General features: G+C 71.3%; 9 protein-coding genes. 8 read left to right on the forward strand and 1 reads right to left on the reverse strand.

Annotated elements, in window-relative coordinates; genetic code table 11:
• Positions 1 to 20: 20 nt before the first annotated feature.
• The 8 genes from FRZ61_RS05755 to FRZ61_RS05790 all read left to right on the forward strand — a co-directional run bounded on the left by FRZ61_RS05755 (position 21) and on the right by FRZ61_RS05790 (position 22,006).
• On the forward strand, positions 21 to 2,681 hold the full coding sequence (locus FRZ61_RS05755) for an O-linked N-acetylglucosamine transferase family protein (RefSeq protein ID WP_191909317.1): 2,661 nt from the start codon (positions 21 to 23) through the stop codon (positions 2,679 to 2,681).
• On the forward strand, positions 2,678 to 4,354 hold the full coding sequence (locus FRZ61_RS05760) for a tetratricopeptide repeat protein (protein ID WP_151115624.1): 1,677 nt from the start codon (positions 2,678 to 2,680) through the stop codon (positions 4,352 to 4,354). The genes FRZ61_RS05755 and FRZ61_RS05760 overlap by 4 nt, the downstream gene beginning before the upstream one ends.
• Positions 4,351 to 8,385 carry an O-linked N-acetylglucosamine transferase family protein gene (locus FRZ61_RS05765; RefSeq protein ID WP_151115626.1) on the forward strand — a complete coding sequence of 1,345 codons (4,035 nt, stop codon included), beginning with the start codon at positions 4,351 to 4,353 and terminating at the stop codon, positions 8,383 to 8,385. Before FRZ61_RS05760 ends, FRZ61_RS05765 begins: the two co-directional genes overlap by 4 nt.
• Positions 8,382 to 10,835, forward strand: coding sequence for an O-linked N-acetylglucosamine transferase family protein (locus FRZ61_RS05770; protein ID WP_151115628.1), 2,454 nt, complete (start codon positions 8,382 to 8,384; stop codon positions 10,833 to 10,835). The genes FRZ61_RS05765 and FRZ61_RS05770 overlap by 4 nt, the downstream gene beginning before the upstream one ends.
• Positions 10,832 to 12,931, forward strand: a complete 2,100-nt coding sequence (locus FRZ61_RS05775) for a tetratricopeptide repeat protein (RefSeq protein WP_151115630.1) — start codon at positions 10,832 to 10,834, stop codon at positions 12,929 to 12,931. Before FRZ61_RS05770 ends, FRZ61_RS05775 begins: the two co-directional genes overlap by 4 nt.
• Positions 12,928 to 19,875 carry a tetratricopeptide repeat protein gene (locus tag FRZ61_RS05780; protein ID WP_151115632.1) on the forward strand — a complete coding sequence of 2,316 codons (6,948 nt, stop codon included), beginning with the start codon at positions 12,928 to 12,930 and terminating at the stop codon, positions 19,873 to 19,875. The genes FRZ61_RS05775 and FRZ61_RS05780 overlap by 4 nt, the downstream gene beginning before the upstream one ends.
• A 91-nt stretch (positions 19,876 to 19,966) precedes the next feature.
• Positions 19,967 to 20,794 carry a hypothetical protein gene (locus tag FRZ61_RS05785; protein WP_151115634.1) on the forward strand — a complete coding sequence of 276 codons (828 nt, stop codon included), beginning with the start codon at positions 19,967 to 19,969 and terminating at the stop codon, positions 20,792 to 20,794.
• A gap of 339 nt (positions 20,795 to 21,133) precedes the next feature.
• Complete coding sequence (locus FRZ61_RS05790) at positions 21,134 to 22,006, forward strand: ferritin-like domain-containing protein (protein ID WP_151115636.1); 873 nt, start codon at positions 21,134 to 21,136, stop codon at positions 22,004 to 22,006.
• A gap of 133 nt (positions 22,007 to 22,139) precedes the next feature.
• Here FRZ61_RS05790 and hemN read toward each other — a convergent pair whose 3' ends face one another.
• Positions 22,140 to 23,489, reverse strand: a complete 1,350-nt coding sequence (gene hemN, locus FRZ61_RS05795) for an oxygen-independent coproporphyrinogen III oxidase (RefSeq protein WP_151115638.1) — start codon at positions 23,487 to 23,489, stop codon at positions 22,140 to 22,142.
• Positions 23,490 to 23,569: the final 80 nt, after the last annotated feature.

Below are 23,569 nucleotides of genomic sequence, written 5' to 3' on the forward strand. Positions count from 1 at the left end.
ACGAGGATGCGTCACCGCCCATGACAGCGACCCAGCGACCCCTGACAGCGAGCGAGCGAGCGCTCGCCTGCCATCGCGCGGGCGATCTGGCGGGGGCCGAGCGCGCCTATCGCGAAGCGCTGGTCGCCGACGCGGAGGATGTGGCGTCGCTGGGCGGGATCGGGGTGCTGCTGATGCAGACCGGGCGGCCGCAGGAGGCGCTGGCGCCGCTGGAGCGCGCGGCGGCGATGGCGCCGGACGATGCCCAGGGACAGGTCAATCTCGGCAGCGCCTATGCCAGCAACGGCCGCCTGCCCGAGGCGATCCAGGCGTTTCGGCGCGCGCTGGCCCGGGCACCCGATCATCTCCATGGCTGGCGCAATCTCGCCGCGGCCCTGCTCAGGGCCGACCGGCTCGACGAAGCCGGTGCCGCGATCGAGCAGCTGATCAAGCGGGCGCCCGGTCAGAAGGAGCCGCAGCGTCTCGCGGCCGACCTCGCCATGCGCCGCCGGCAGCCGGCCGAGGCGGCCCGGATTTATCAGGCGCTGGTCGGGCAGGAACCCGGCAATGCGCGCTATCGGGCGGGTCTCGCCGGCGCGCTCGCCGCGCAGGGCGGGTTCAAGGCGGCGCTGCCGCATTGGCGCGAGGCGGTGCGGCTGTCGCCCGACCGGGCCGAATACTGGAACCAGCTCGGCAATTGCTGGCGCGCGCTGGGCGATGCCGAGAACGCGCTCGCGGCCCAGCAGAAGGCCGTGACGCTCGGGCCCGGCAAGGCGGGGTTCCAGATCAATCTGGGCGCCGCGCTCTACGATCTCGGCCGGATCAAGGAGGCGATGGCGGCTTTCCGCCAGGCGGTCGAGCTCGACCGTTCGAGCGCGCTCGCCTGGCGCAATTTCGGCAGCGCGCTCGAGATGCTGGGCCGCAACGCGGAAGCCGCCAAGGCCTATCGCGAAGCCTTCGCGCTCGAGCCGGCCGATGCGAGCGGCCAGGCGTTGCTGCTGCGCCAGCTCCTCCAGCAATGCGACTGGCCGGCGGCGGCACCGCTGCTGAAGCGGGTCGCGGCCAACACCAAGGCGGCCCTGGCCGAGGGCCGCAAGCCCGAGGAGACGCCGCTGGCCCATCTGTCGCGCTCGAGCGACGAGGCCGAGACGCTTGCCGTCGCCAAGGCCTGGATCGGACAGATGCGCGCGCGCATTCCAGGCCCCGCGGTGACGCAGGCCCCGCGCGAGCCCGATCCCGAGCGGCGGCTCAAGATCGGCTACTACACCAGCGACATGCATGACCATCCGGTGGCGCACCTGACGGTCGGGCTGTTCGAGCGCCACGATCGCCGCGCGGTCGAGGTCGCGATCTACTCGCATGGCCGCGCGGACGAGAGCCTCTGGCGCCAGCGCGCCGTCGCGGCGGCGGACCGCTTCGTCGATCTGCAGGGCCAGGGCCAGCGCGCCGTCGCCGAGCGCATCGCCGCCGACGGCGTCGATATCCTGGTCGATCTCAACGGCCATTCGAGCGGCGCCAAGATGGAGGCGCTGGCGCTGCGGCCGGCACCGATCCAGGCACTGTGGCTGGGCTATCCCGGCAGCTCGGGCGCCGATTTCATCGACTACATGATCACCGACATCACCGCCACGCCGCCCGAGGCCGCGGCCGACTACAGCGAGGCCCTGCTCTGGCTGCCGCATGTGTTCCAGCCCAATGACGACCGGCAGGAAATCTCGCCCGAGGCGACAAAGCGCGCCCGCTGGGGCCTGCCGGAGGACGGCGTGGTGTTCGCCTCGCTCAACCAGGGCTTCAAGATCGAGCCGGCGAGCTTCGCGCTCTGGATGGAGCTGCTGCGCGAGCTGCCGAAATCGGTCCTGTGGCTGCGCAGCCCGAGCGCCGAGATGCTGGCCAACCTCCGCCGCGAGGCGGCTGCTCACGGTGTCGCGCAGGAGCGGCTCGTCTTCGCCGACCGGCCGGACAAGCCGGTCCATCTCCAGCGCCTGTCGCATATCGATATCGCCCTCGACACCTGGACGTACAACGGCCACACCACGACCAGCGACGCGCTCTGGGCGGGCGTGCCGGTGATCGCGCTCGAAGGCGGCCATTATGCGAGCCGGGTCTCGGCCAGCGTGCTGAAGGCGATCGGCCTGCCGGAGCTGATCGCCCGGACGCCGGCGGAATACCGGGCGCTGGCGCTGCGCTATGCGCGCGACGCCGCGGCCCGCGCGGCGCTCCGGGCCAGGCTCGCCGCCAACCGGGGCCGCTTTCCGCTCTTCGATACCGCGCGTTTCGCCCGCAATCTCGAAGCCGGCTACCGCGCGATCTGGCGCCGGCATCTGCGCGGCGCGGCGCCGGCCTCGATCCGCGTGATCGAGCCATCGGGCGCCAGTCCTTCGGCGATCGCCGCCGCGATGGGCGAAGCCGAGGCGCTGCGGCAGGCGGGCCATCGCAGCAAGGCCATCGCCGCCTATCGCCGCGCGCTCGATCTCGATCCGGGCTATGTCGAGGGCCAGCTTCATCTCGCCCATCTGCTGCGCGCCGAGGGCGCGCTCGCGGACGCCGCGGATCGCTATCGCGAGGTGGTGGCGCTCGATCCCTCGCTCGCCGAAGGCTGGGGGGCGCTGGCCGCCATCCATGCCGAAGGCGGGCCGCTCGCCAAGCATGTCGATCGCTGTCGCCGTCGCGCCGAGATGCCCGTGAGCCGGAACCCGTCATGAGCGCGCCCGGGAGCGATGCGGCCGACCGGGTGCGGGCGTTGCTGAGCCGCGGACGCGACCTCTACCGCAACGGCGATCATGACGGATCGGCGCAGGCCTATCGCGAGGCGCTGGCGCTGCAGCCCGACCAGGCGGAAGCCTGGCTCAATCTCGGCGCCGCCTTGATGGGCATAAACCAACGTCGCGAGGCGATCGACTGCTATCGGCGAGCGCTGGCGTTGAAGCCGGCGATGGTGGCGGCCCTGCTGAACCTCTCGACGGCGCTGCTCGACGAGGACGCCGGCGAAGCGCTTCGGCTCGCCGATCTCGCGCTGCAGCGGGTGCCGGAGGATCGATCGGCCTGGTTGTTGCGCGGCTCGGCCCGGTTGCGGCTGGGCGATCATGCCGGAGCGGAGGCCGATGCCCGCCGGGTCCTGGCGGTCGATCCGCAGAACGCCGCCGCGGCGTTTCATCTGGGCCTGGCGCTCGCGGGCCAGGACCGCGCGAGCGAGGCGGTCGAGGCCTATCGGGCGTCGCTTCGCATCGCGCCACGGCAGACGGAGGTCTGGAATCGGCTGATCGGCGCGCTGCGCGAGCTCAATCGGCACCGCGAGGCGGAAGAGGCCTACGAAACGGTTCATCGGCTGATCATCGAGGAGAACCCTGCTTCGGCGGAGGCGCATCGTTTCCGGGGAATGGCGCTGCTCGCGCTCGGACGCCTGAAGGAAGGCTACGCGGAATATGAATGGCGCTGGCAGACGAAAGAATTCGCGGCGCGCCAGCGCCGGATCGTGGCCCCGTTCTGGCGCGGCGAGCCCATCGCCGGGCGCCGGCTTCTGCTGCAATGGGAGCAGGGGCTGGGCGACAGCATCCAATATCTGCGCTTCGCCCCCGCCCTGGCGGCCCAAGGCGCCGCGCTCGTCGCCGAGCTGCAGGCGCCGCTGGTCAGGCTCGCGCAATCGATGCCGGTCTTCGAACGGGTCGTCGCCGCCGGCGTGGATTTGCCGCCGGTCGAGTTTCAGCTGTCGCTGATCAGCCTGCCGCATCGTCTCGGCACGACGCTCGAGACCATCCCCGCGCGCACGCCTTATCTCTTCGCCCACGAGACCGACAGAGCGCGCTGGCACGCGCGCCTTGCCGGCCTGCCGCGTCCGCTGATCGGCCTGGTCTGGCGGGGCAGCCCGACCTTCGTGAACGATGCGCGCCGATCGATGCGGCTGGCGGCGCTGCAGCCGATCCTGATGCGGAGCGCCGGCGCCAGCTGGATCGCCTTGCAGAAGGATGCGGCGCCGACGGAGTTCCTCGACGCGCCACCGGGCATTCGCCTGCTCGATCCCGCCGGCGATCTGGGAGCGCCGCCCGAGCGGTTCGCAGACTTCGCCGATACGGCCGGGCTGATCGCGGCGCTCGATCTCGTGATCTCGGTCGACACGGCGGTCGCTCATCTGGCCGGCGCTCTCGGCAAGCCGGTCTGGCTGATGCTGCCGCGCGGCAGCGATGCGCGCTGGCTGGTCGAGCGGAGCGACAGTCCCTGGTATCCGACCGCGCGCCTGTTCCGGCAAACCCGTTCCGATGATTGGCGCGATCTGGTCGAGGAGGTCGCGGGCGCGGTCGAGTCATTCGGCGCCGGGCCTGCCGCCGCGATCGAACGCCAGCGTGATCCGGCGATGTTCGTCGGGGCGAGGCCGGCATGAGCGCCACGCCGGCCGGCCAGGGGACGATCGAGGCGGCGCTGGCGCTCCATCGCGCGGGCGATCTCGCGGGCGCCGAAGCCGCCTATCGCGCCTTGCTCGAGCGCGAGCCGGGTCATGCGGGAGCGCTGGGCGGGCTCGGCGTGCTGCTGTTCCAGGCGGGCCGGCTCGAGGCGGCGCTGGCGCCCCTGGAGCGGGCGGTCGCGAAGGCGCCCCAGGATGCGCAGCTGCGGATCAACCTGGGTGCCGTCTTCGCCAGCCTGCAGCGCCACGAGGAGGCGATCGCGAGCTTCCGTCAGGGTCTCACGAACGATCCGCGTCATGCCGACGGCTGGCGCAATCTCGCCAAGGCGCTGCTCGCGCGGCGCCGGCTCGAGGAGGTGGGCGAGGCGCTCGACCGGCTCGAGGCGCTGGCGCCGCAGGACCGGGAGCTGCAGCGCCTGCGCGCCAATCTCCTGCTCTATCGCGAGCAGCCGGGGGCTGCGGCCGATCAGCTGCGCCGCCTGCTCAAGGAAACGCCGGACGATGTCCGCGCCTGGGTCGGTCTCGGGCGCGCGCTCTTCCGCGAAGGCGACTATCAGGGGTCCGCGGAGGCCTATCGCGAGGCGCTGCGGCTCGATCCCAAGGAGCCGACGGCGCTGCTCAATTTCGGCGTGGACCTGAAGATCCTCGGCCACACCGAGCGCGCGATCGCGGTCTTGCGCCAGTCGATCGAGCTGGCGCCGGACAACGCCTTCGCCTGGCGCTATCTGGGCGCCGCCCAGGAAGCCCTCAAGCGCACCGACGAGGCGCTCGCGGCCTACCGCCGGGCGGTGGCGATCGATCCGGACGATCCCGCGGCGGCGTCGCTGCTGCGGCTGCTGCAGCAGCAATGCGCCTGGGCGGAAGCGGCGCCCCTGCAGGCGCGGATCGCGGCCGCGACGGCAGCGGCCCTCGCCAAGGGCGAGAAGCCCGAGGAATCGCCGCTCGCCCATCTCTCGCGCTCGACCGACGAGGCGGAGAACCTGCGCGTGGCGCGGGCCTGGTCGCGGGCGGCGCAGAACCGCATCGGCGGGCAGCGCCTGAGCCTGCCGGCCGCCGACATCGATCCGGAACAGCGCCTGCGCATCGGCTATCTGTCGAGCGATTTCGGCGAGCATCCGGTGTCGCAGCTCACGGTCGGGCTGTTCGAGCGCCATGACCGCCGGCAGGTCGAGGTCACCGCCTATGCGATCGGACCCGACGACAACAGCGAATGGCGCCGGCGCATCGTCAAGGCGGCCGATCGGTTCGTGGACCTGACGCCGCTCGGGTTCCGCGCCGCGGCCGAGCGCATCGCCGCCGATCGGATCGACATCCTGGTCGATCTCAACGGCCATACCGGGTCGGCGCGGCCCGAGATCCTCGCCTTCAAGCCGGCACCGCTGCAGGCGCTGTGGCTGGGCTATCCCGGCAGCTCGGGCGCGGATTTCGTCGACTACCTCCTGACCGACATCGCGGTGACGCCGCCGGAATCGGCGCCGGACTATAGCGAGCATCTCTGCTGGCTGCCGCAGATCTTCCAGCCCAACGACGACAGGCAGGCGATCGCCGAGACCCCGGTCACGCGCGCGCGATGGGGCCTGCCCGAGGGGGTGCCGGTCTTCTGCTCCTTCAACCAGGGATTCAAGATCGAGCCGGCCCTGTTCGACTGCTGGATGGCGATCCTGCGCGAGACGCCGGGCTCGGTGCTGTGGCTGCCCACGGGCAATCCGCAGATGCCGGTGCATCTGCGCGCGGAAGCGGCAGCCCGCGGCGTGGCGCCGGAGCGCCTGATCTTCGCCGACCGACCGGACAAGGCGCTGCATCTGAAACGGCTGTCGCTTGTCGATATCGCCCTGGATACTTGGACGTACAACGGCCATACCACCACCAGCGACGCGCTCTGGGCCGGGCTGCCGGTGGTGGCGCTCGAGGGCAGCCATTATGCGAGCCGCGTGTCGGCGAGCGTGCTGCGCGCGGTCGGCCTGCCGGAACTCGTGGCCCGCTCGCGCGAGGAATACGGGGCGCTGGCCTTGCGCTATGCCCGCGACCCGGCGGGGCTGGCGGCACTCAAGGCCAAGCTCGCCGCCAACCGGCGTTCCTCGCCGCTGTTCGATACCGACCGCTTCCTGCGCAATCTCGAGCGCGCCTATCGCGCGATGTGGCGTCGCCACGCGGCGGGCAAGCCGCCGGCCGCCCTGCGCGTGATCGAGCCCGCGCGGGCCGATCGCGCCGCGGTCGATCGCCTCTTCGCCGAAGCCGAGACATGCCGGATGGCTGGTGACGGCGAAGCGGCCAGGGCGCTCTATCGCGCCGTGACGGTGCAGGATGGCGGGCGCCTCAACGCCCATCTGCAACTGGCGACGATCGAGCAGGCGGCCGGCCACGCCGCGGCGGCGGCCGAAAGCTTTCGCGAGGTGGTGGCGCTGCGGCCCGATCTGGCGGAGGCCTGGATCAATCTGGGCGTCGCCGACCAGGCCTCGGGCGCCATCGAGCCGGCCTTGCGCTGTTACCGGCGCGCGCTGGAGCTCGATCCCACGCTGACCGTCGCCGCGATCAATCTCGCGGGCACGCTGGTCGAGCGCGAACGGTTCGCCGAAGCGGCCGAGGTCTGCGCGGCGGCCCTTTCGCGCAAGCCGGGCGATCGCGGGCTCCTGCTGGCCTGGGCGCGCGCCCTGATCGGACGGGAAGACGGGGCCGCCGCGGAGACCAAGCTGCACGCCATCCTGGCGCAGAATCCGAAGGACATCGACGCCCTGTTCCAGCTCGGGCGGGCCCACGCCATCCGGTCGCAGTTCGAGGCGGCGGCCCGCGTCTATCGCGCGGCGCTGGCGCTGGACCCGAAGCAGGTCTTCATCTGGAACAACCTGGCCACGGCCTTGCGCGAATGCGAGCGGCTGGAGGAAGCAGAGGGCGCGCTCAGGACGGCGCTGGCGATCGACCCGGCGCAGGCCGGTCTCCATGCCAATCTGGCGTCGGTCCTGCGCGGCCTCGATCGTGCCGAGGAGGCGCTCGAGGTCACGCGCCATGTCCTGGCGCTCGACCCCGGCAATGCCGACAGCCATCGCCGCCTCGCCTTCGCGCTCCTGACCTTGGGCCGGCTCGAGGAAGGCCATCGGGAATATGAATGGCGCTGGCAGACGCCCTATTTCCTGAGCCGTCCCCGCCGGATCGTGGCGCCGGACTGGCAGGGCGAGCCGATCGCGGGCAAGAGACTGCTCCTGCAATGGGAGCAGGGGCTGGGCGACACCATCCAGCATGTCCGCTATGCCCGCGAGGCCGCGGCGGCGGGGGCCGAGGTCGTTGCCGAGGTCCAGGCGCCGCTGGTGCGCCTGGTGCAATCCATGCCCGAGATCAGGCAGGTGGTCGCCGCCGGCGCCGCCCTGCCGCCGGTCGATCTCCAGGTGGCGATGATGAGCCTGCCTTACCGCTTCAGGACGCGGCTCGACAGCATCCCGAACCGGGTTCCCTATCTCCAGGCGGTGCCGGCCGATCGCGAGCGCTGGGCGGCGAGGATCGCGAACCTGCCGCGCCCGAGGATCGGCTTCGCCTGGCGGGGCAATCCCAAATTCCCGAACGACCGGCGCCGGACCCTGCCGCTGACGCAGCTGGCCGCGCTGATCCGCGGGCTTTCGGGGAGCGCCATCGCCTTGCAGCTCGACATGAGCGAGGAGGAGCTGCGGGTTTCGGGGCTCGGCGGGCGGCTGCTGGATCCGGCCAAGGATCTGGGAGCGCCGCCGCAGCGCTTCGCCGATTTCGCCGATACGGCCGGCCTCGTCGCCGAGCTCGATCTGGTGGTCACGGTCGATACCGGCGTGGCGCATCTGGCGGGCGCGCTCGCGCGGCCGGTCTGGATCATGCTGCCGGTGGAGAGCGATCCCCGCTGGTATGTCGGCCGCGAGGACAGCCCCTGGTATCCGACGGCGCGGCTGTTGCGGCAGTCGCGGGCCGGCGACTGGGAGACCGTCACCGCGGCCGTCGCCAAGGCGCTGGCCGCTCCGGGCGACGGCACAAGGCTGAGAGCCCCCGCATGAACATGGAGGAGAGCGAGCTCGAGATCGCCGAGACGGCCGACGCCGCCGAACGTGAGCGGCGCGAGCGCAGCTTGCGTGCGATCGTCGCGGCCGATCCGCGCGATGTCGATGCGGTCACCGAGCTCGCCATGATCTGCCACGAGACGCAACGGCGCCATGAGGCGGCAACGCTGTTCGAGCGGGCGGTGGCGCTGGCGCCGCGCGACGCCATCCTGCGCTGCAACACGGGCAACGCGCTGGCCGCGACCGGCCGGCCGGAGGCGGCGCTCGCGCATTTCCGCGAAGCCACCCTGATCGACCCGCGGCTCGCCCACGCGCATTTCCTGACCGGCAACGCGTTGCGCGACCTGGGGCGCGACCGCGAGGCCGCGGCGGCCTATGGTCTTGCCGTCGGGCTCGATCCTCGGCTGGCGGCGGCCGAGCGGGAGCTGGCGCTGCTGCTGCGCCAGCAGGGCGATCTCGACGGTGCCGCCGCCGCCTATCGTCGCGCGCTCTCGATCGAGCCCGATCGCGCGGCGGTGCATTTCGATCTCGCCAATCTGCTGAGCGAGCAGGGTCATCTGGAGGACGCGGCCGCCAGCTATCGCGCGGCGCTGCGCCTCAAGCCCGACTTCGCCGGGGCCGCCTGCCATCTCGGCCATGTGTTCCTGGCGCAGCGCCGCTTCGCCGAAGCCGAATCCTGTTACCGGCGCGCGCTCGCCGTCGACGCGAAGATGGTCGAAGCCGTGCGCAACCTGGCCCTGGTTCTGGAGAAGCAGGGAAAGATCGCCGCCGCCATCAGCGCCGGCGAGACGCTGGTGGGGCTGGCCGAGACCGAGCTGCCGGCCTGGATCGCGCTGGGACGCCTCTATCAGCGCCAGGGCCGGCCGATCCAGGCCCTGGGTGCCTTGCGCCGGGCCCTGACCCTGGCGCCGACCGACGGCGAAGCGCTGCTGGCCCTGATGCCGGTCCTCGATGCGCTCGAGCGGCCCGAGGAAGCGATCGCCGCGGGCCGCCGCATCCTGGGCCTCGATCCCGACAACGCCGCCGCGGCGCTGCTGCTGCTGGCCTATTTGCGCCGCGCCTGCCGCTGGCGCGAGGCCGAGGCGCTGGCCTCCCGGGTCGAACGGATGACCGAGACGGCACTGGCCGCCGGCCAACGGCCGGGCCAGGCGCCGGCGCAATATCTGCTGGGCTCGATGGACGCGACCAAGCTTCGGCGCATCGCCCAGGCCTGGAGCGAGGCGGAAAGCGGCCTCATGACGCGGCCGGCGGGGGCAGCGCTGCGTCGCCGTCCGGTCGACCGCAAGCCGGATCACATCCCGCGGGTCGGCTATCTGGTCGATGCCGCCAGCCCCGCCGCTGCGATGATCGCCGCCTTGGCCGAGGCTCATGATGCCGAGGCGGTCGAGACCTTCCTGTTCACCCACCGCACCGCCGAACGCGACGAGCCCGCGGGCGGCTTGGGCGCGGCCGGTGAGCGCCTCGTCGATCTCGCGCGCATGCGCCCCGATCCGGCGGCGCAGCGCATCGCCGACGAGGCGATCGACATCCTGGTGCTGGAGGATGCGATGCCCGGCAGTGCCGCCATGGCCATCGCCGCCCGGCGCCCGGCGCCGTTGCAGATCGCCTGGCCGGGATTTCCCGGCAGCTGCGGCGCCGGCTGGATCGACTATGTGCTGGCCGACCGGATCGCGGCGCCGCCCCAGGATGCGCCGCACTGGTCGGAGGCGATCTGCCGCCTGCCGCACAGCTATCGACCGCTCTTCGCCGAGACCGCCGCGCCGGCGCCGTCCGCCGACCGTGAAGCCGAAGGCCTGCCCGCCGATCGCGTCGTGCTCGCGGCCTTTCACCGTCCCGACCGCATCGAACCGGCGCTGTTCCGGCTCTGGATGGAGCTGCTGGGCGCTGTGCCCGATGCCGTTCTGTGGCTCTGGGCTGCCGAGCGCCCGATGGTGGGCGAGCTCAAGCGCCAGGCGGTGGAACGCGGCATCGATCCGCGGCGCCTGCATTTCGCTCAGACGCAACCGCGCCCTTACCATCGCCAGCGCCTGGCGCTGGCCGATATCGGACTCGACACCCATCCCTACAGCGATGCCGCCGCGACCGCCGATGCGTTGGCCGCGAACGTGCCTGTGGTGACGCTGCGCGGCCGCCATTTCGCCGGCCGCCGCTCGGCAAGCCTGCTGTCGGGTCTGGGTTTGCCGGAGCTGGTCGTCGAGGACCTCGAGGCCTATCGACGCCTGGTTCTGGCACTGGCACAGGATCCGGCGATGCGCACGGCGATGCGGCAGCGGATCGCGCAGGCGCGCGCAACCTCGCCGCTGGCCGATCCGACCCGCTTCGCGCGCGATCTCGAAGCCGCCTATCGCCGCATCTGGCGCCGCTACCTGACGGGGCAGGCGCCGGAAGCGATCGATATCGCCGCGGCCGGGAATATGCCGGCATCGCCGGCCGAGGTTCCGGCATGAGCCAGCAGAAACCGGCCGCCTCCCGCAGCGCCGCCGCCCTGAGCGCCTATCTCAAAGGCGATCACGCATCGGCCGAGCGGTTGTACAGGGAAGCCCTGGCGCTCGACGCGAAGGACGCGGCTGCGCTGCACGGGCTCGGCGTGCTGCGTTTCCAGCAGGGACGCAAGCCCGAGGCGATCGAGCTCCTGGGAGCGGCGGCCCGGCTGACGCCCGGCCTCGCCGAGGTCAGGCGCAATCACGCGGCGGCGCTCGCGAGCGCCGGCCGCTTCGCCGAGGCCGCGGGCGAATATCGGGCGGCCCTGGCGATCGAGCCTTCGGTCGGCGGCGATTGGAGCCGGCTCGGCAGCGTGCTCGGCGAGCTGGGCCAGGATGCGGAGGCCATCGCCGCCTATGAAACGGCGCTGTCGCATCTGGCGGCGGCCCCGGCGAGCGAACGGGCGGGGCTGCTGCGCCGCCTCGGCACCCTCCAGCGCCGCGCGGGCCAGGTCGACGCCGCGATCCGGTCCTGGCGGGAATCGCTGGCGCTCCTGCCCGATCAATCCGCCATCGCCTTCAATCTCGGCAACGCGCTCAAGGATGAGGGGCGCAGCGAGGACGCCGAAGCGGCTTACCGCCGGGCGCTGGCGATCGAGCCGGGCTTCACCCGCGCGCGGATCAATCTGGGCGCGGTGCTGCATGCCGCGCGGCGGCTCGAGGACGCGGAGGCGGTGTTCCGCGAGGCGCTGGCCCATGATCCAGGCTCGGCGGACGCACGCCGCAATCTCGCGGTGGTGCTGCATGACCGCGGCCGGGACGAGGAGGGATGGCAGGCGCTGCAGCCCTTGCTCGAGGGCCGCCCCGATACGGCCGAGACGTTGGATGTCGCGGTGGTGCTGCTGCAGGCGCTGCATCGCCCGGCCGAGGCGCTCGCGATCGCCGACCGCCTGCTGGCGCTCGATCCGCGCAGCGGCCGGGCGCTCGGCAATCGCGCTTCCGCTCTCTTGGCGCTCGACCGGATCGAGGAAGCCCGCGACGCGGCCCGCATAGCGGCGGCGCTCCCCGATGCCGATGGCGATGTGCTGACGGGGGCGGGCGTGGTGTTCCGCAGTCTCGGCCTGATGGATCAGTCGATCGCCTGCTTCCGGCGCGCGCTGGCCGCCGAGCCCGGCCATATCGGCGCGCATTCGAGCCTCGCCATGGCGCTGCTGATGACCGGCCAGTACGAGGAAGGCTGGGCGCAGTACGAGTGGCGCTGGAAGACGCCCGACTTCGTCGCGGGCATCGGCCGCTACGAGCATAAGCGCTGGAACGGCGAGCCCCGCCCCGATGCGACGCTGCTGGTCTATGCCGAGCAGGGTTTCGGCGACAGCCTGCAATTCGCGCGTCTCATCGCCGGTGCCGCGGGTCGCGTCGGACGGATCGCCTTCGAGATCCAGCCGGAGCTGGCGCGGTTGATGCAGGGTCTTGCCGGCACCGACGAGATCGTGCCGCGCACCGGCAAGACCGCGCCCTTCGACCTCCAGGTCCCGCTGCTCAGCCTGCCGACGCTGCTCGGGGTGACGCTCGACCGGATTCCCGGCACGGTTCCTTATCTCCATGCCGAGCCCGAGCGGGTGCGGCACTGGGCGGACCGGCTCCGCGATCTGAAACGGCCGCGCATCGGGCTGGTGTGGCAGGGCAACCCGCGTCATCCCAATGACCGGCTGCGCTCGATCGCGCTGGCAAGGCTGGCGCCCCTGATCGAACGCCGCGAGGCCGGCTGGGTCAGCCTGCAGAAGGGGCCGGCCGCGGTCCAGATCGAAGCGGCCGGGCTCGCGCAGCGGATTTTCGATCCGACCGAGGAACTCGCGGACTATGCCGACACAGCGGCGGTTTGCGCGAATCTCGATCTGGTGATCTCGGTCGATACCTCGGTCGCGCATCTGGCGGGCGCGCTCGGCCGGCCGCTCTTCGTGCTGCTGCCGCTGGTGCCGGATTTCCGCTGGCTGCTGGGACGCCGCGACAGCCCCTGGTACCCGACGGCGCGCCTCTTCCGGCAGATCCGCTACAACGACTGGTCCGATCCCCTGGCCGAGCTCGATCGCGCCATCGCCGAGCGGGTTCGGGATTCGCGATGACAGGCGGGCCAGCCTCGCGCGCCCAGACGCAGGCCGCGCTCAAGGCCCATGCGGCGGGCAACCGCGTGGAGGCGCAGCGTCTCTACCGGGCCGCGCTGGCCCTGGATCCGGACGACGCAGCGGCACTTCACGGCCTTGGCCTGCTGGTCTTCGAGGGCGGCGAGCGCGAGCAAGGGTTGGCGCTGCTCGAGAAGGCGGTTCGGAATGCGCCGCAATCGGCCGAGTTCCGCCGTCATCATGCTCATTGCCTGGCGCTGGCCGGCAGCCTCGACCCCGCGATCGCGGCCTTCGGCGCGCTGCTGAAGCTCCCTGACACGGAGGCGGACGACTGGACCCGCCTCGGTATCCTTCAGGCGCAGCGTGGGCTGTACGGGGACGCTGCAGCTTCGTTCGAAGGCGCGCTGTCGCGGCTGGCCCCAAGCTCGCCGGAGCGGATCGCCAGCTTGCGCCGGCTGGGGCAGGCGCAGCGTCGCGCCGGTCTCGGGTCCGCCGCGGTCCGATCCTGGATGACGGCCTTGACGCTCGATCGCGGACAGACCGAGATCGCGCTCCATCTGGGCGACCTGCTGCTGGAGCTCGGCCGGCCGGCCGAAGCGGAAACGGTCTATCGGCAGGCGCTGGCCGCCAAGCCGGACGCGCTCGATCTGCAGATCAATCTGGGCGTGATGCTGCGCGAAGCCGGCCGCAGCGAGGAGGCCGAGGCGGCCTTTCGCGCCGCCCTCGGCCTCGATCCGGCATCGGCGCTGGCCCGCCGCAACCTGGCGCTGGCGCTTCATGACCGCGGCCGGGACGAAGAGGCGCTCGCGGAAATTCAGGCCGTGCTGAAGACAGCGCCCCAGGACCCGCCGGCCTTGACGGTCGCCGCCAGCCTGCTCCTGGCCCTCGATCGTCCCGCCGAGGCGCTGGAGCTTGCGGACCGGGTCTCACGGCTCGAGCCGGGGAGCACGCGCGTCCAGGCCATCCGCGCCCGCAGCCTGCTGAAGCTCGATCGGAGCGAGGCGGCGCTCGAGGCGGCGCACGCGGTGCAGCGGGCATCGCGCGATGCGGATGCGCTGCATGATGCGGCCTCCGTGTTCCGCGATCTGGGCCTGATGGAGCCCGCCATCGGCTGCTATCGCCAAGCGATCGCCGCCCGGCCGGGCTATGTCGATGCGCATGTGAATCTGGGCGGCGCGTTGCTCTCCTGCGGGCAGTTCGCGGAGGGCTGGCAGGAATATGAATGGCGCTGGCAGCGCTCGCCTGGAAGGGAGAGGCGCAACCGGCCGCTGCCCCAGCCGTTCTGGGACGGCGCGCGGCCGCTTTCCGGCCGGCTGCTGGTCTGGAACGAGCAGGGCATCGGCGACGAGATCTTGTTCTCGAGCCTGTTGCCCGAGATCGCCCGCGATCTCGGCTGCATCCTCGAATGCGATCCGCGGCTGGTCGGGTTGCTGGGCCGGTCCCTGCCGGGAGTCGAGCTGGTGGCACGGCGCCAGCCGCCGCAGCTCGATCCGCGCCTGCTCGCGAGCGACATCGTCGCGCAGATTCCGGCCGGCGGGCTGGCCGCGCTGCTGCGCCCGACGCTCGAGAGCTTCGCCGGCAAGGGCGATGCTTATCTCCGGCCCGATCCCGAACGTCGCCAGGCCCTGCGCACCCGCTACGACGACGGCCGCCTGCTGGTGGGCATCGCCTGGCACACCATCGCCGACAGCGCCCAGGGCCGTTCCTTGACGCTCGAGCGGCTGGAGCCGGTGCTGCGGACGCCCGGCGTCCGTTTCGTCTCGGTCCAGTACGGCGATCATGCGGAAGAGATCGCGGCGCTGGCCCGGCGCAGCGGGGTTGAGCTGCTCCAGGACGCCTCGGTCGACCCGATGACGGATCTCGACGGTTTCGCGGCGCAGCTCGCGGCGGTCGATCTGGTCGTCACCATCGACAACAGCACGGCGCATTTCGCCGGCGCGCTGGGCGTGCCCTGCTGGGTTCTCCTGCCGCATTGGGCGGAGTGGCGCTGGCAGCGGGAGGGATCCGCCTCGATCTGGTGGCGTTCCTTGCGGCTCTTCCGCCAGACGAAGCGCAACGACTGGCGCGGGCCCCTGGCCGATCTGGCGGCGGCTCTCGCGCAGCGGCTTTCGGGCAAGGATGCCGCCACCGTCGGATCGCCGGAACCGCGGTTCGAGACGGCGCTGTCGCTCTATCAATCGAAGGAATTTCCCGCCGCGGCGGCGATGCTCGAGCGGCTGGTCGGCCGCGAGCCTCGGCGCGGCGAGGCCTGGCATCTGCTGGGCGTGATCCGCTCCCAGGCCGGCGACGCGGAGGGTGCGCTGGCGGCGCTGGAGCGGGCCGTCGCTCTCAACCCGCGCGATGCGGAGGCGCTGGGCAATCTCGCGCGGCTTCAGGTCGCGCGCAAGCGCCAGGACCTGGCCGCGCCCCTGTTGCAGCAGGCGGTGGTATCGGCGCCCCATGATGCCGGGCTGTGGCGCGACCTGGCGCGTGCGAAGCGCAGCCTTGGCGACACCGATGGCGCGATCGAGGCGCTGGAAAGGGTGCTGGCGCTGCGGCCGGCAGATGCGGCGGCGATGATCGACCTGGCCGGTCTGTTCGCCCGCCGCGGCGATCCGCGCCGGGCCCACGAGCTTTATGCGAAGGCGGCGGCGCTCGATCCGAAGGACGCCCCGGTCCAGCGGCAGCTCGCCGAAGGCTTCCGCAATCTGGGCCTTCTCGCGGAGGCCCGGACCGCGGCGCTTCGCGCCGTCGCCCTCGATCCCGGCCATGCTTTCGGCCATGCCCTGCTGGGCGACATTCTCCGCATGATGGAGGATTTCGCGGGTGCCGAGGCGGCGCTCGACCGGGCGCTGGCGCTCGCCCCCGATCTCATGCTCGCCAACTTCTACAAGGGCCTGCTCGAGAACGACCTGACCCGCGTCGATTCCGCGATCGCCTGGCTCGACAAGGCCCTGGCGCTCGACCCCGAACATGCCGATCTGCACTGGAACCGGGCGGTGATGAACATCCGCCGCGGGCGCTGGCGCGAAGGCTTCGCCGAATATGAGTGGCGGTTCCGTTCCTCGCTCTTCGTCGGCGGTCCGCACCCGCCGCTGCCGGTCCGTCCGAAACCCGAAGAGCTGGCGGGCCGGCGCGTCTGGCTCACGGCCGAGCAGGGGATCGGCGATGCGATCCAGTTCCTGCGCTACGCGGCGCGGGTGGCACGGGCCGGTGCGACGCCGATCCTGGAGGCTCCGGCTGAGCTTCTCGATCTCGCACGCTCGACCGCCGGCGTTGCCGAGGTGATCGCGCGCGGCAGCACGCCGCCCGCGCACGATATCGCCTTGCCGCTCATGAGCCTGCCTCACGTCTTCGGCACCGAGATCGACACCGTGCCCGCCGATGTCCCTTACCTCCATCCCGATCCGGCGGCCGCGGCGGCCTGGGCGAAGCGCCTCGAGGCCTTGCCGCGCCCGCGCATCGGTCTCGCCTGGCAGGGCAATCCCGCTCATCGCAACGACCGCAACCGCTCGATCGCCTTGGCGCGGCTGAAGCCGCTGATCGAGGCAACCCCTGCGGGCTGGGTCAGCCTGCAGAAAGGCACGGGCAGCGAGCAGGTGGCGGCGGCCGACCTGTCGGGCCGCCTCTACGAGGCCGGGCCGGGCTTGCGCGATTTCGCCGACACCGCGGCGCTGGTCGCCAATCTCGATCTCGTCGTCACGATCGACAGCGCGGTCGCGCATCTTTGCGGCGCCTTGGGTCGCGCCGTCCTGCTGCTGCTGCCCTGGTCGCCCGATTTCCGCTGGATGCTCGATCGTCCCGACACGCCCTGGTATCCGACGATGCGTCTCCTGCGCCAGGCGCAGCGGCGCGACTGGTCGGTGCCGCTGGCGGAGCTTCGGTCGATTCTCGCGGGCGCAGGTCCAGGCGGCTTTCAGCTTTTCCCGGAGCGTGCGCGGCAGACAGCCCGGCAGAAGCTCGAGGCGCAGGTCGCCGAGCTTTCCGCACGGCTGGCGCGAGCGCCGCAGGACGTCGCGCTCCTGACGCGACTGTCCTCACTCGAAAGAGCCCTGGGACGGAGCGGGGCCGCGGTCGCGCTGGCACGGCGTGCGCTGTTGCAGGAAGCAGATTCGCCGCCGGCCTTGGCGGCCTTGGGCCACGCTCTGTCGGACCAGGGCGATGTGGAGGGCGCGATCGCGGCCTACGAGGCCCTTCTCCGGCGACAGCCGGAGAATGTCTCCGCGCTCGCCAATCTTTCGACCCTGCGGCTGCGCCGGATCGGCGGCGTGGCCGGGACCATCGGACCGATCGCGACGGACCGGCCGCTCGCGGAAGCGATCGGCGATGCGCTCTCGCTGGCGCGACGCGCGCTGGCCATCGATCCCGGCTCCGCCCCGGCGATCCTGGCCGTGGGCGCGGCGCTGATGAGGGCCGGCGATGTCGACGGCGCGGCCGACGCCTATGAGCGCGCCCTCGCGATCGAGCCCGCCCATGCCATCGCGCTGGTCAACCTGACCCTGCTGTGCCTGCGCCAGGGACGCGCGGCGGAAGCGGAGGCGCTCGGACGTCGCGCCGTTGCCGTCGCGCCCGACCATCCGCAGGCTCACTGGCACCTGGCGCTGGCGCTGCTGACCAACAGCAAGCTGCGCGAAGGATGGGAGGAATTCGCCTGGCGCTGGCTCACGCCCTTCGAGCAGGCGCAACGGCGCCGATGGCCCTGGCCGCAATGGCGGGGCGAGAGGCTCGACGGAAAGCTCCTGGTCTGGAACGAGCAGGGGATCGGCGACGAGCTGATGTTCTCGAGCCTGCTGCCCGAGCTGGCCCGGCGGGCCGATCTCACGGTCGAATGCGATCCGCGCCTGATGACGCTGCTCGGCCGGTCGCTGCCGGATGTCGCCCTGCGGGCCCGTCCGCCATCGCCCGTGGATGGCGGCCCGCAGCCGCAGGGGATCGTGGCGCAGGTCAGTGCCGCCGATCTGCCGCGGCTCCTGCGCCCCGATCTCGGCAGCTTCGCCGGCCATGGCGGCGCGTATCTCGAAGCCGATCCGGCGCGGCGCGACAGCCTGCGCCGGCGCTACGGGCTCGAGCGGTCGCGCCTCGGCCTCGCCTGGCATACGGCTTCCCGCACCGACGCCGAAGCCCGCCGCGTCCCGCTGGCGATGTTCCTGCCCTTGCTGCGCGACCGCCGGCTGCATGTCATCAGCCTTCAATATGGCGATCACCAGGCCGAGATCCGCGCGCTGGCGGCACAAGGTGGCGCGATCACCCTCGATCCGGCCATCGATCCCCTGACCGATCTCGATGGTTTCGCGGCCCAGATCGCCGCGCTCGACCTCGTCATCACGATCGACAACAGCACGGCCCATATGGCGGGTGCCCTGGGCGTGCCCTGCTGGGTGCTGCTGCCCTATGCCGCGGAGTGGCGCTGGCTCAGGGATCGGGAGGATTGCGTCTGGTGGCCCTCCCTGCGTTTGTTCCGGCAGGAGAGGCGCGGCGATTGGTCGGCGCCGCTGGCCCGTCTCCAGGCCGAGCTGGCGGGCTGGCTCGAGACGCGTGGCGCCCCGGTGCCCGGCGTCCCATCGACCTCGGAGATAGAAGCCGCGCATCGCCGATTCCAGCAGTTGCGCGATGCCGGAAAGCTCGATGAGGCGGCGGCGCTGCTCGAGGATTGGCTGCGCCGGCATCCCGACAATGCCGGCCTGCTGGCCGAGCTCTCCGTCATCGAGCGCAAGCGCCGTCATGTCGAGGCGTCGCTTGCCCATGCGCGCCACGCCGCCGCCATCGCGCCCGATTTCGCGCCCGCGCAACTGGCTTTGGGCGCGGCCCTGTCCGATATCGACGAGGTCGACGCGGCGGCCGATGCCTATGAGAAGGTTCTGGTCAAGGCGCCGGACAACAACGTGGCCCTCACCAACCTCTCGGCCCTGCGGCTGCGCCAGGGCCGGGCCGCCGAAGCGGAAGCGCTCGGCCGGCGGGCCGTCGCGGTCGCGCCCGAGCATGGCTCCGCCCACTGGAACCTGTCCCACGCGCTGCTCAGCAACGGCAATTTCCGCGAGGGCTGGGCCGCTTATGAATGGCGCTGGAAGGCGGGAACGCTCGACGCAGAGAAGCGCGACTGGCCCTGGCCGCCCTGGCAGGGCGAGCCGTTGCAGGGCCGGCGGATCCTGGTCTTCGCCGAGCAGGGATTCGGCGACACCCTTCAGTTCGTTCGCCTGCTGCCGGCCTTGAAGGCGCTCGGGGCGACGGTCCTGCTCGAGGTCCAGCCGGCCTTGAAGCGCCTGCTGGCGAACGCACCCGGCGTCGACCGGATCTTCGCCCGCGGCGACCGGCTGCCTCCGGTCGATTTCCAAGTGCCGCTGATGAGCCTGCCGCATCGCCTCGGCCTGACGCTCGAGACGATACCGGCGCCGGTTCCCTATCTCGCCGCGGAGCCCGAGGCGCGCGCCGCCTGGCGGCAACGGCTGTCCAATCTGAAGCGGCCGCATGTCGGTCTCTGCTGGCAGGGCGGGCGCGAGCACAAGGTCGATCGCTGGCGATCGCTGCCGCTGGCGCGTCTGACGCCGCTGATCGCGGCCAGCGATGCCTCGTTCATTTCCCTGCAGAAGGAGGACGACCGGGCGGAGATCGCGGCGGCGGGTCTCGAGGGCCGGCTGCGTTCGGTCGCTGCCGAGCTCGGCGATTTCGCCGACACGGCGGCCTTGATCGAGGATCTCGATCTCGTGATCTGCGTCGATACGGCCGTGGGCCATCTGGCCGGTGCGCTCGGCAAGCCGGTCTGGCTACTGCTGGGCTTCGCGCCCGATTTCCGCTGGATGCGCGACCGTGCGGACAACCCCTGGTATCCGTTCCACCGTCTCTACCGCCAGGAGCGGTGGGGAGATTGGTCGGTGCCGCTCGCGGGGATCGGCCGCGCGCTGCCGGGAATCCTGGCGGAGTTCCCCGGCCCGACGGTCCCGCCGGCCGCATCCACAAATCTGAAAAAATAGGCTCAATTCTTTATTAACCGGCCCTGGCGTGAAGTCTCCACCGGAGGGCCTCGCGGCCGTCGCGGGGACTGCTTGGGAAAAGGTTTCTGGGATGAGCGACATCGAGCAACTGCGCCGGCGCGTCGAAGCGGCCGAGCGTCACTTCGGCAGCATCGGCGAGCAGCAGGGCAAATACAGCGCGCGCCTGATTCACCTGATGGACCAGATCGAGCAGCGCGCTGCCGATCGCGAGAGCGAGCTCGGCCGTTATGTCGGCGAGCTGCAGGCACTGCGCCGCGATCACGAGCAGGTGAAGGCGATGCTGCAGGCCTTGCTGGGTGCGATCGAGACCGGCGGCGGCGAAGCGATCATGGCGACGCTGCACGAGATGGACCGCAAGGCGAGCGCCTTGGTCGGGGAGGGGCCGGCCGGCGAGGAGAGCTTCACCGCGATGGACTCGCCTGCAGCGGAGGAGGCCGATCTCGAGGCGGCAGGCCGCGATGATTTTCAGAACGGTTTCGAGGACGTGACCGCCGAGACCTTGGCGGCCGAAGAAGCGGCGCTCGAGCCCGAAGCGGAGACCGACACGGAAATCGAGCCGGAGGCGGAGATCGAGGCCGAGGCGGAAGCGGAGATCGAGCCCGACACGACGGCGGACCGGTTCGAGGATGTGACGCCGGAGACGCTGGCGGCCGAAGAGGCGGAAGAGCAGGCCCTCGCCGCTAGCACGGATGTCATTGCCCCGGAGGCGCGGGTGGAGCTCGAGATGGAAACCCGGATCGTCGCTCCCGCCCCCACGACGGCCCAGTCGCCGGTGGCCGGCATCATTCAGCGCATCGGCCAGCTGACCCGCGAGCTGGCGGAACAGCCCACGCCGATCAAGGCGCCGGCGCCGCCGGCTGAACCCGCCGTCGCCAAGCAGCGCCGGGCCGCCTCCTGAGAATCGGACGGGCCTCGGCCCCGGGATCGGGCGGCCGGCCGAGCCGGCTGCCCTCTCGGGCTGCGGCGGCCTGTCGCAATGAAAACACGGATTTACGGGGAACAAATAGGGTGAGGGGCGCTTACCCTTCAGGGCTCGGCGGGTTCTGACCCGGCAAGGCCATAAGGTCGCGCATTGTCGGCCGTCTTTCATCAACGGTTGACAGCCTCGACTATGTCGCTGGTAGAACACCGGGGGCAATTCTGCGGGCCTTTGGGGGACAATGCCGTTCTCGACATGGCATTGGCGGGGCCGGCAGCTTCCACCGATAGTTTTGAATTCGCGTAAGGGCTTGTTGGCATGACCGATGACAGCACGTCGCCTGCGGCGGCCGGTCATATGACCGTCAATCGCGCCGGTGGCCGGATCACCTTGGGGACGGAGCAGCACAAGCAGCTTTTCTGCCGCATGCTGCTCGATTCCCACGATCCCTATAAGCCCGCCGTCATCGCCTGGCCCAAGCTCGACGACGAGGCCTTCGCGCGCCTGACCGGCCTGCCGGTCTGGGACATGGCGGTGCGCGTCGAGGGCGAGGCCTCGATGGCGGTCGGAACCTATGCCGCCACCATCCAGGACCCGCTGCTGCGCGAAGCTGTGACCATGGATGCCGGCGAGGAGGCGCGCCACCGGCTCGTGCTCGGCAAGATGGTCGAGTTCTACGGCATCAAGCTGGCGGCCGAACCCGATTATCCGCCGCCGCCCGATCCCGAGCTCGCTTTCCTGCAGACCGGCTATGGCGAATGCTTCGACAGCTTCTTCGCCTTCGGCCTGTTCGAGCTGGCGCGCCGTTCCGGCTTCTTCCCGCCCGAGCTGGTCGAGACCTTCGAGCCGGTGATCCAGGAGGAATGCCGCCACATCCTGTTCTTCGTGAATTGGCGGCTATGGCATCGCCGTCAGCTGCCCTGGTATCGGCGTACCCTGTTCGACCTGCGCTGCCTGGCGATCTTCGCGGGCCGCATCAAGGCGCGCGCCGCCTCCGCGAAGGATGTCGGCGATCAGCGCAACTTCACGGCCGTCAGCAGCAAGGCGATCAAGACCGATCTCAAGGCCCGCGATCTCCTGGCCCTGTGCCTCGCCGAGAACGACCGTCGCATGGCCCGCTATGACAGCCGGCTGCCGCGTCCGCAGCTGGTGCCGACGCTGGTCAGGCTCGCGCTGAAGTTCATCCGGTAGCGAGAGCCATGGCGCCGGACGGCGCCCACCAATGCTCTTGTGGTCACCCCCGCGAAAGCGGGGGCCCATGTTGATGTCGTGCTCTGGCCTATCCCATGGGCCCCCGCTTTCGCGGGGGTGACGTAAACAAGCGCTACACCGCGCGGCTGAAGCCGCCGGGCCTCGCGCCGAGATGGGCGTCGAAGGCCGAGGCCACCGTCCGCGCCAGGAAATGTGAATCGTCGGCGAGCCGCACGACAGAGCCTTCGACCTGGACGATGCCGTCGGCCGCCAGCGCCTCCAGCCGGTTGGCCGAGCGCATCAGCTCGGCCGGCGCCGCGCCATGCCGGGCGCAGATCGCGGCCACATCCACCTCGAAATCGCACATGAGCCGCTCGATGAGCTCGCCTCGCAGCCGGTCCTCCGCCGTCAGCCGGTAGCCGCGGGCCGTCGCCAGCTCGCCCCGCTGCACCCGCTCGGCATAGGCGCCGAGCACGGTCTCGTTCTGCACATAGCCTTGCGGCAGCCGGCCGATGGCCGAGGCGCCGAAGCCGATCAGGGTTTCGGCGGAATCGGTAGTGTAGCCCTGGAAGTTGCGATGGAGCGCTCCCTTCGCCGAGGCCTCGGCGAGGCGGTCGCCGGGCAGCGCGAAATGATCGATGCCGATGCGCCGGTAGCCGGCTGCCATGAGGGCCTCGGCGATGGCCTCGGCCTGGTCGTGCCGGGCGCTGCCGCCAGGCAGGGCCGCCTCGTCGATCTTGCGCTGATGCTTCTTGAAGCCCGGCAGATGCGCATAGCCGAAGACCGCGATGCGGCCCGGGCGCAGCGCCACGCAGGCCTCGACGGTCTCGAGGCAGGAGCGCACCGTCTGATGCGGCAGGCCGTAGATCAGGTCGAAACCGATGCTGTCGATGCCGGCGGCGCGCAAAGCCGTAACCGCCGCCGCGGTCTGCTCGAAGCCCTGGCGGCGGTTGATGGCTTCCTGCACCCGGACATCGAAGCTCTGCACCCCGAGATTCGCGCGCGTCACGCCGGCCTCGCCGAAGGCTCCGATCATGGCGGGGGCGAGCGTCCGCGGATCGATCTCGACGGCGGTCTCGGCATCGCGCTCCAGCGGGAAGCGTTGGCGCAGAAGACGGACCAGGCCCGCGAAATCGACGGGCGCGAGGATGGTCGGGGTCCCGCCGCCGAAGTGAATCTGCCGGACCGGCAGCGGTTGCGTGAGCCGGTCGGCGACGAGCTCGATCTCGCGGCGGAGGGCGGCGAGATAGTCGAGGATCGGCCGGTCGCGGCGGGCCACGGTGGTGTGGCAGCCGCAGTACCAGCACATGGACCGGCAGAACGGAATATGCAGATAGAGCGAGGCCGGGGCCGCCGGGAGGCTCGCCAGCCATTTGTCATAGCGGCGGGCGGACACGGCGCCGGTGAAATGTGGTGCGGTCGGGTAGCTCGTATAGCGGGGCAGGCGCTCCTCGGCATAGCGCGCCCGGATGGAGTCCTTCATGAAGGACCTTCCTCGTCGTCAAAGACCATGGCCAGACGAGGGGAAAGCCCTGCCGGCCGATGCTGCAACATCGGTTGCGG

Source organism: Hypericibacter adhaerens (assembly GCF_008728835.1).
In the GTDB taxonomy this organism is placed as follows: Bacteria; Pseudomonadota; Alphaproteobacteria; order Dongiales; family Dongiaceae; genus Hypericibacter; species Hypericibacter adhaerens.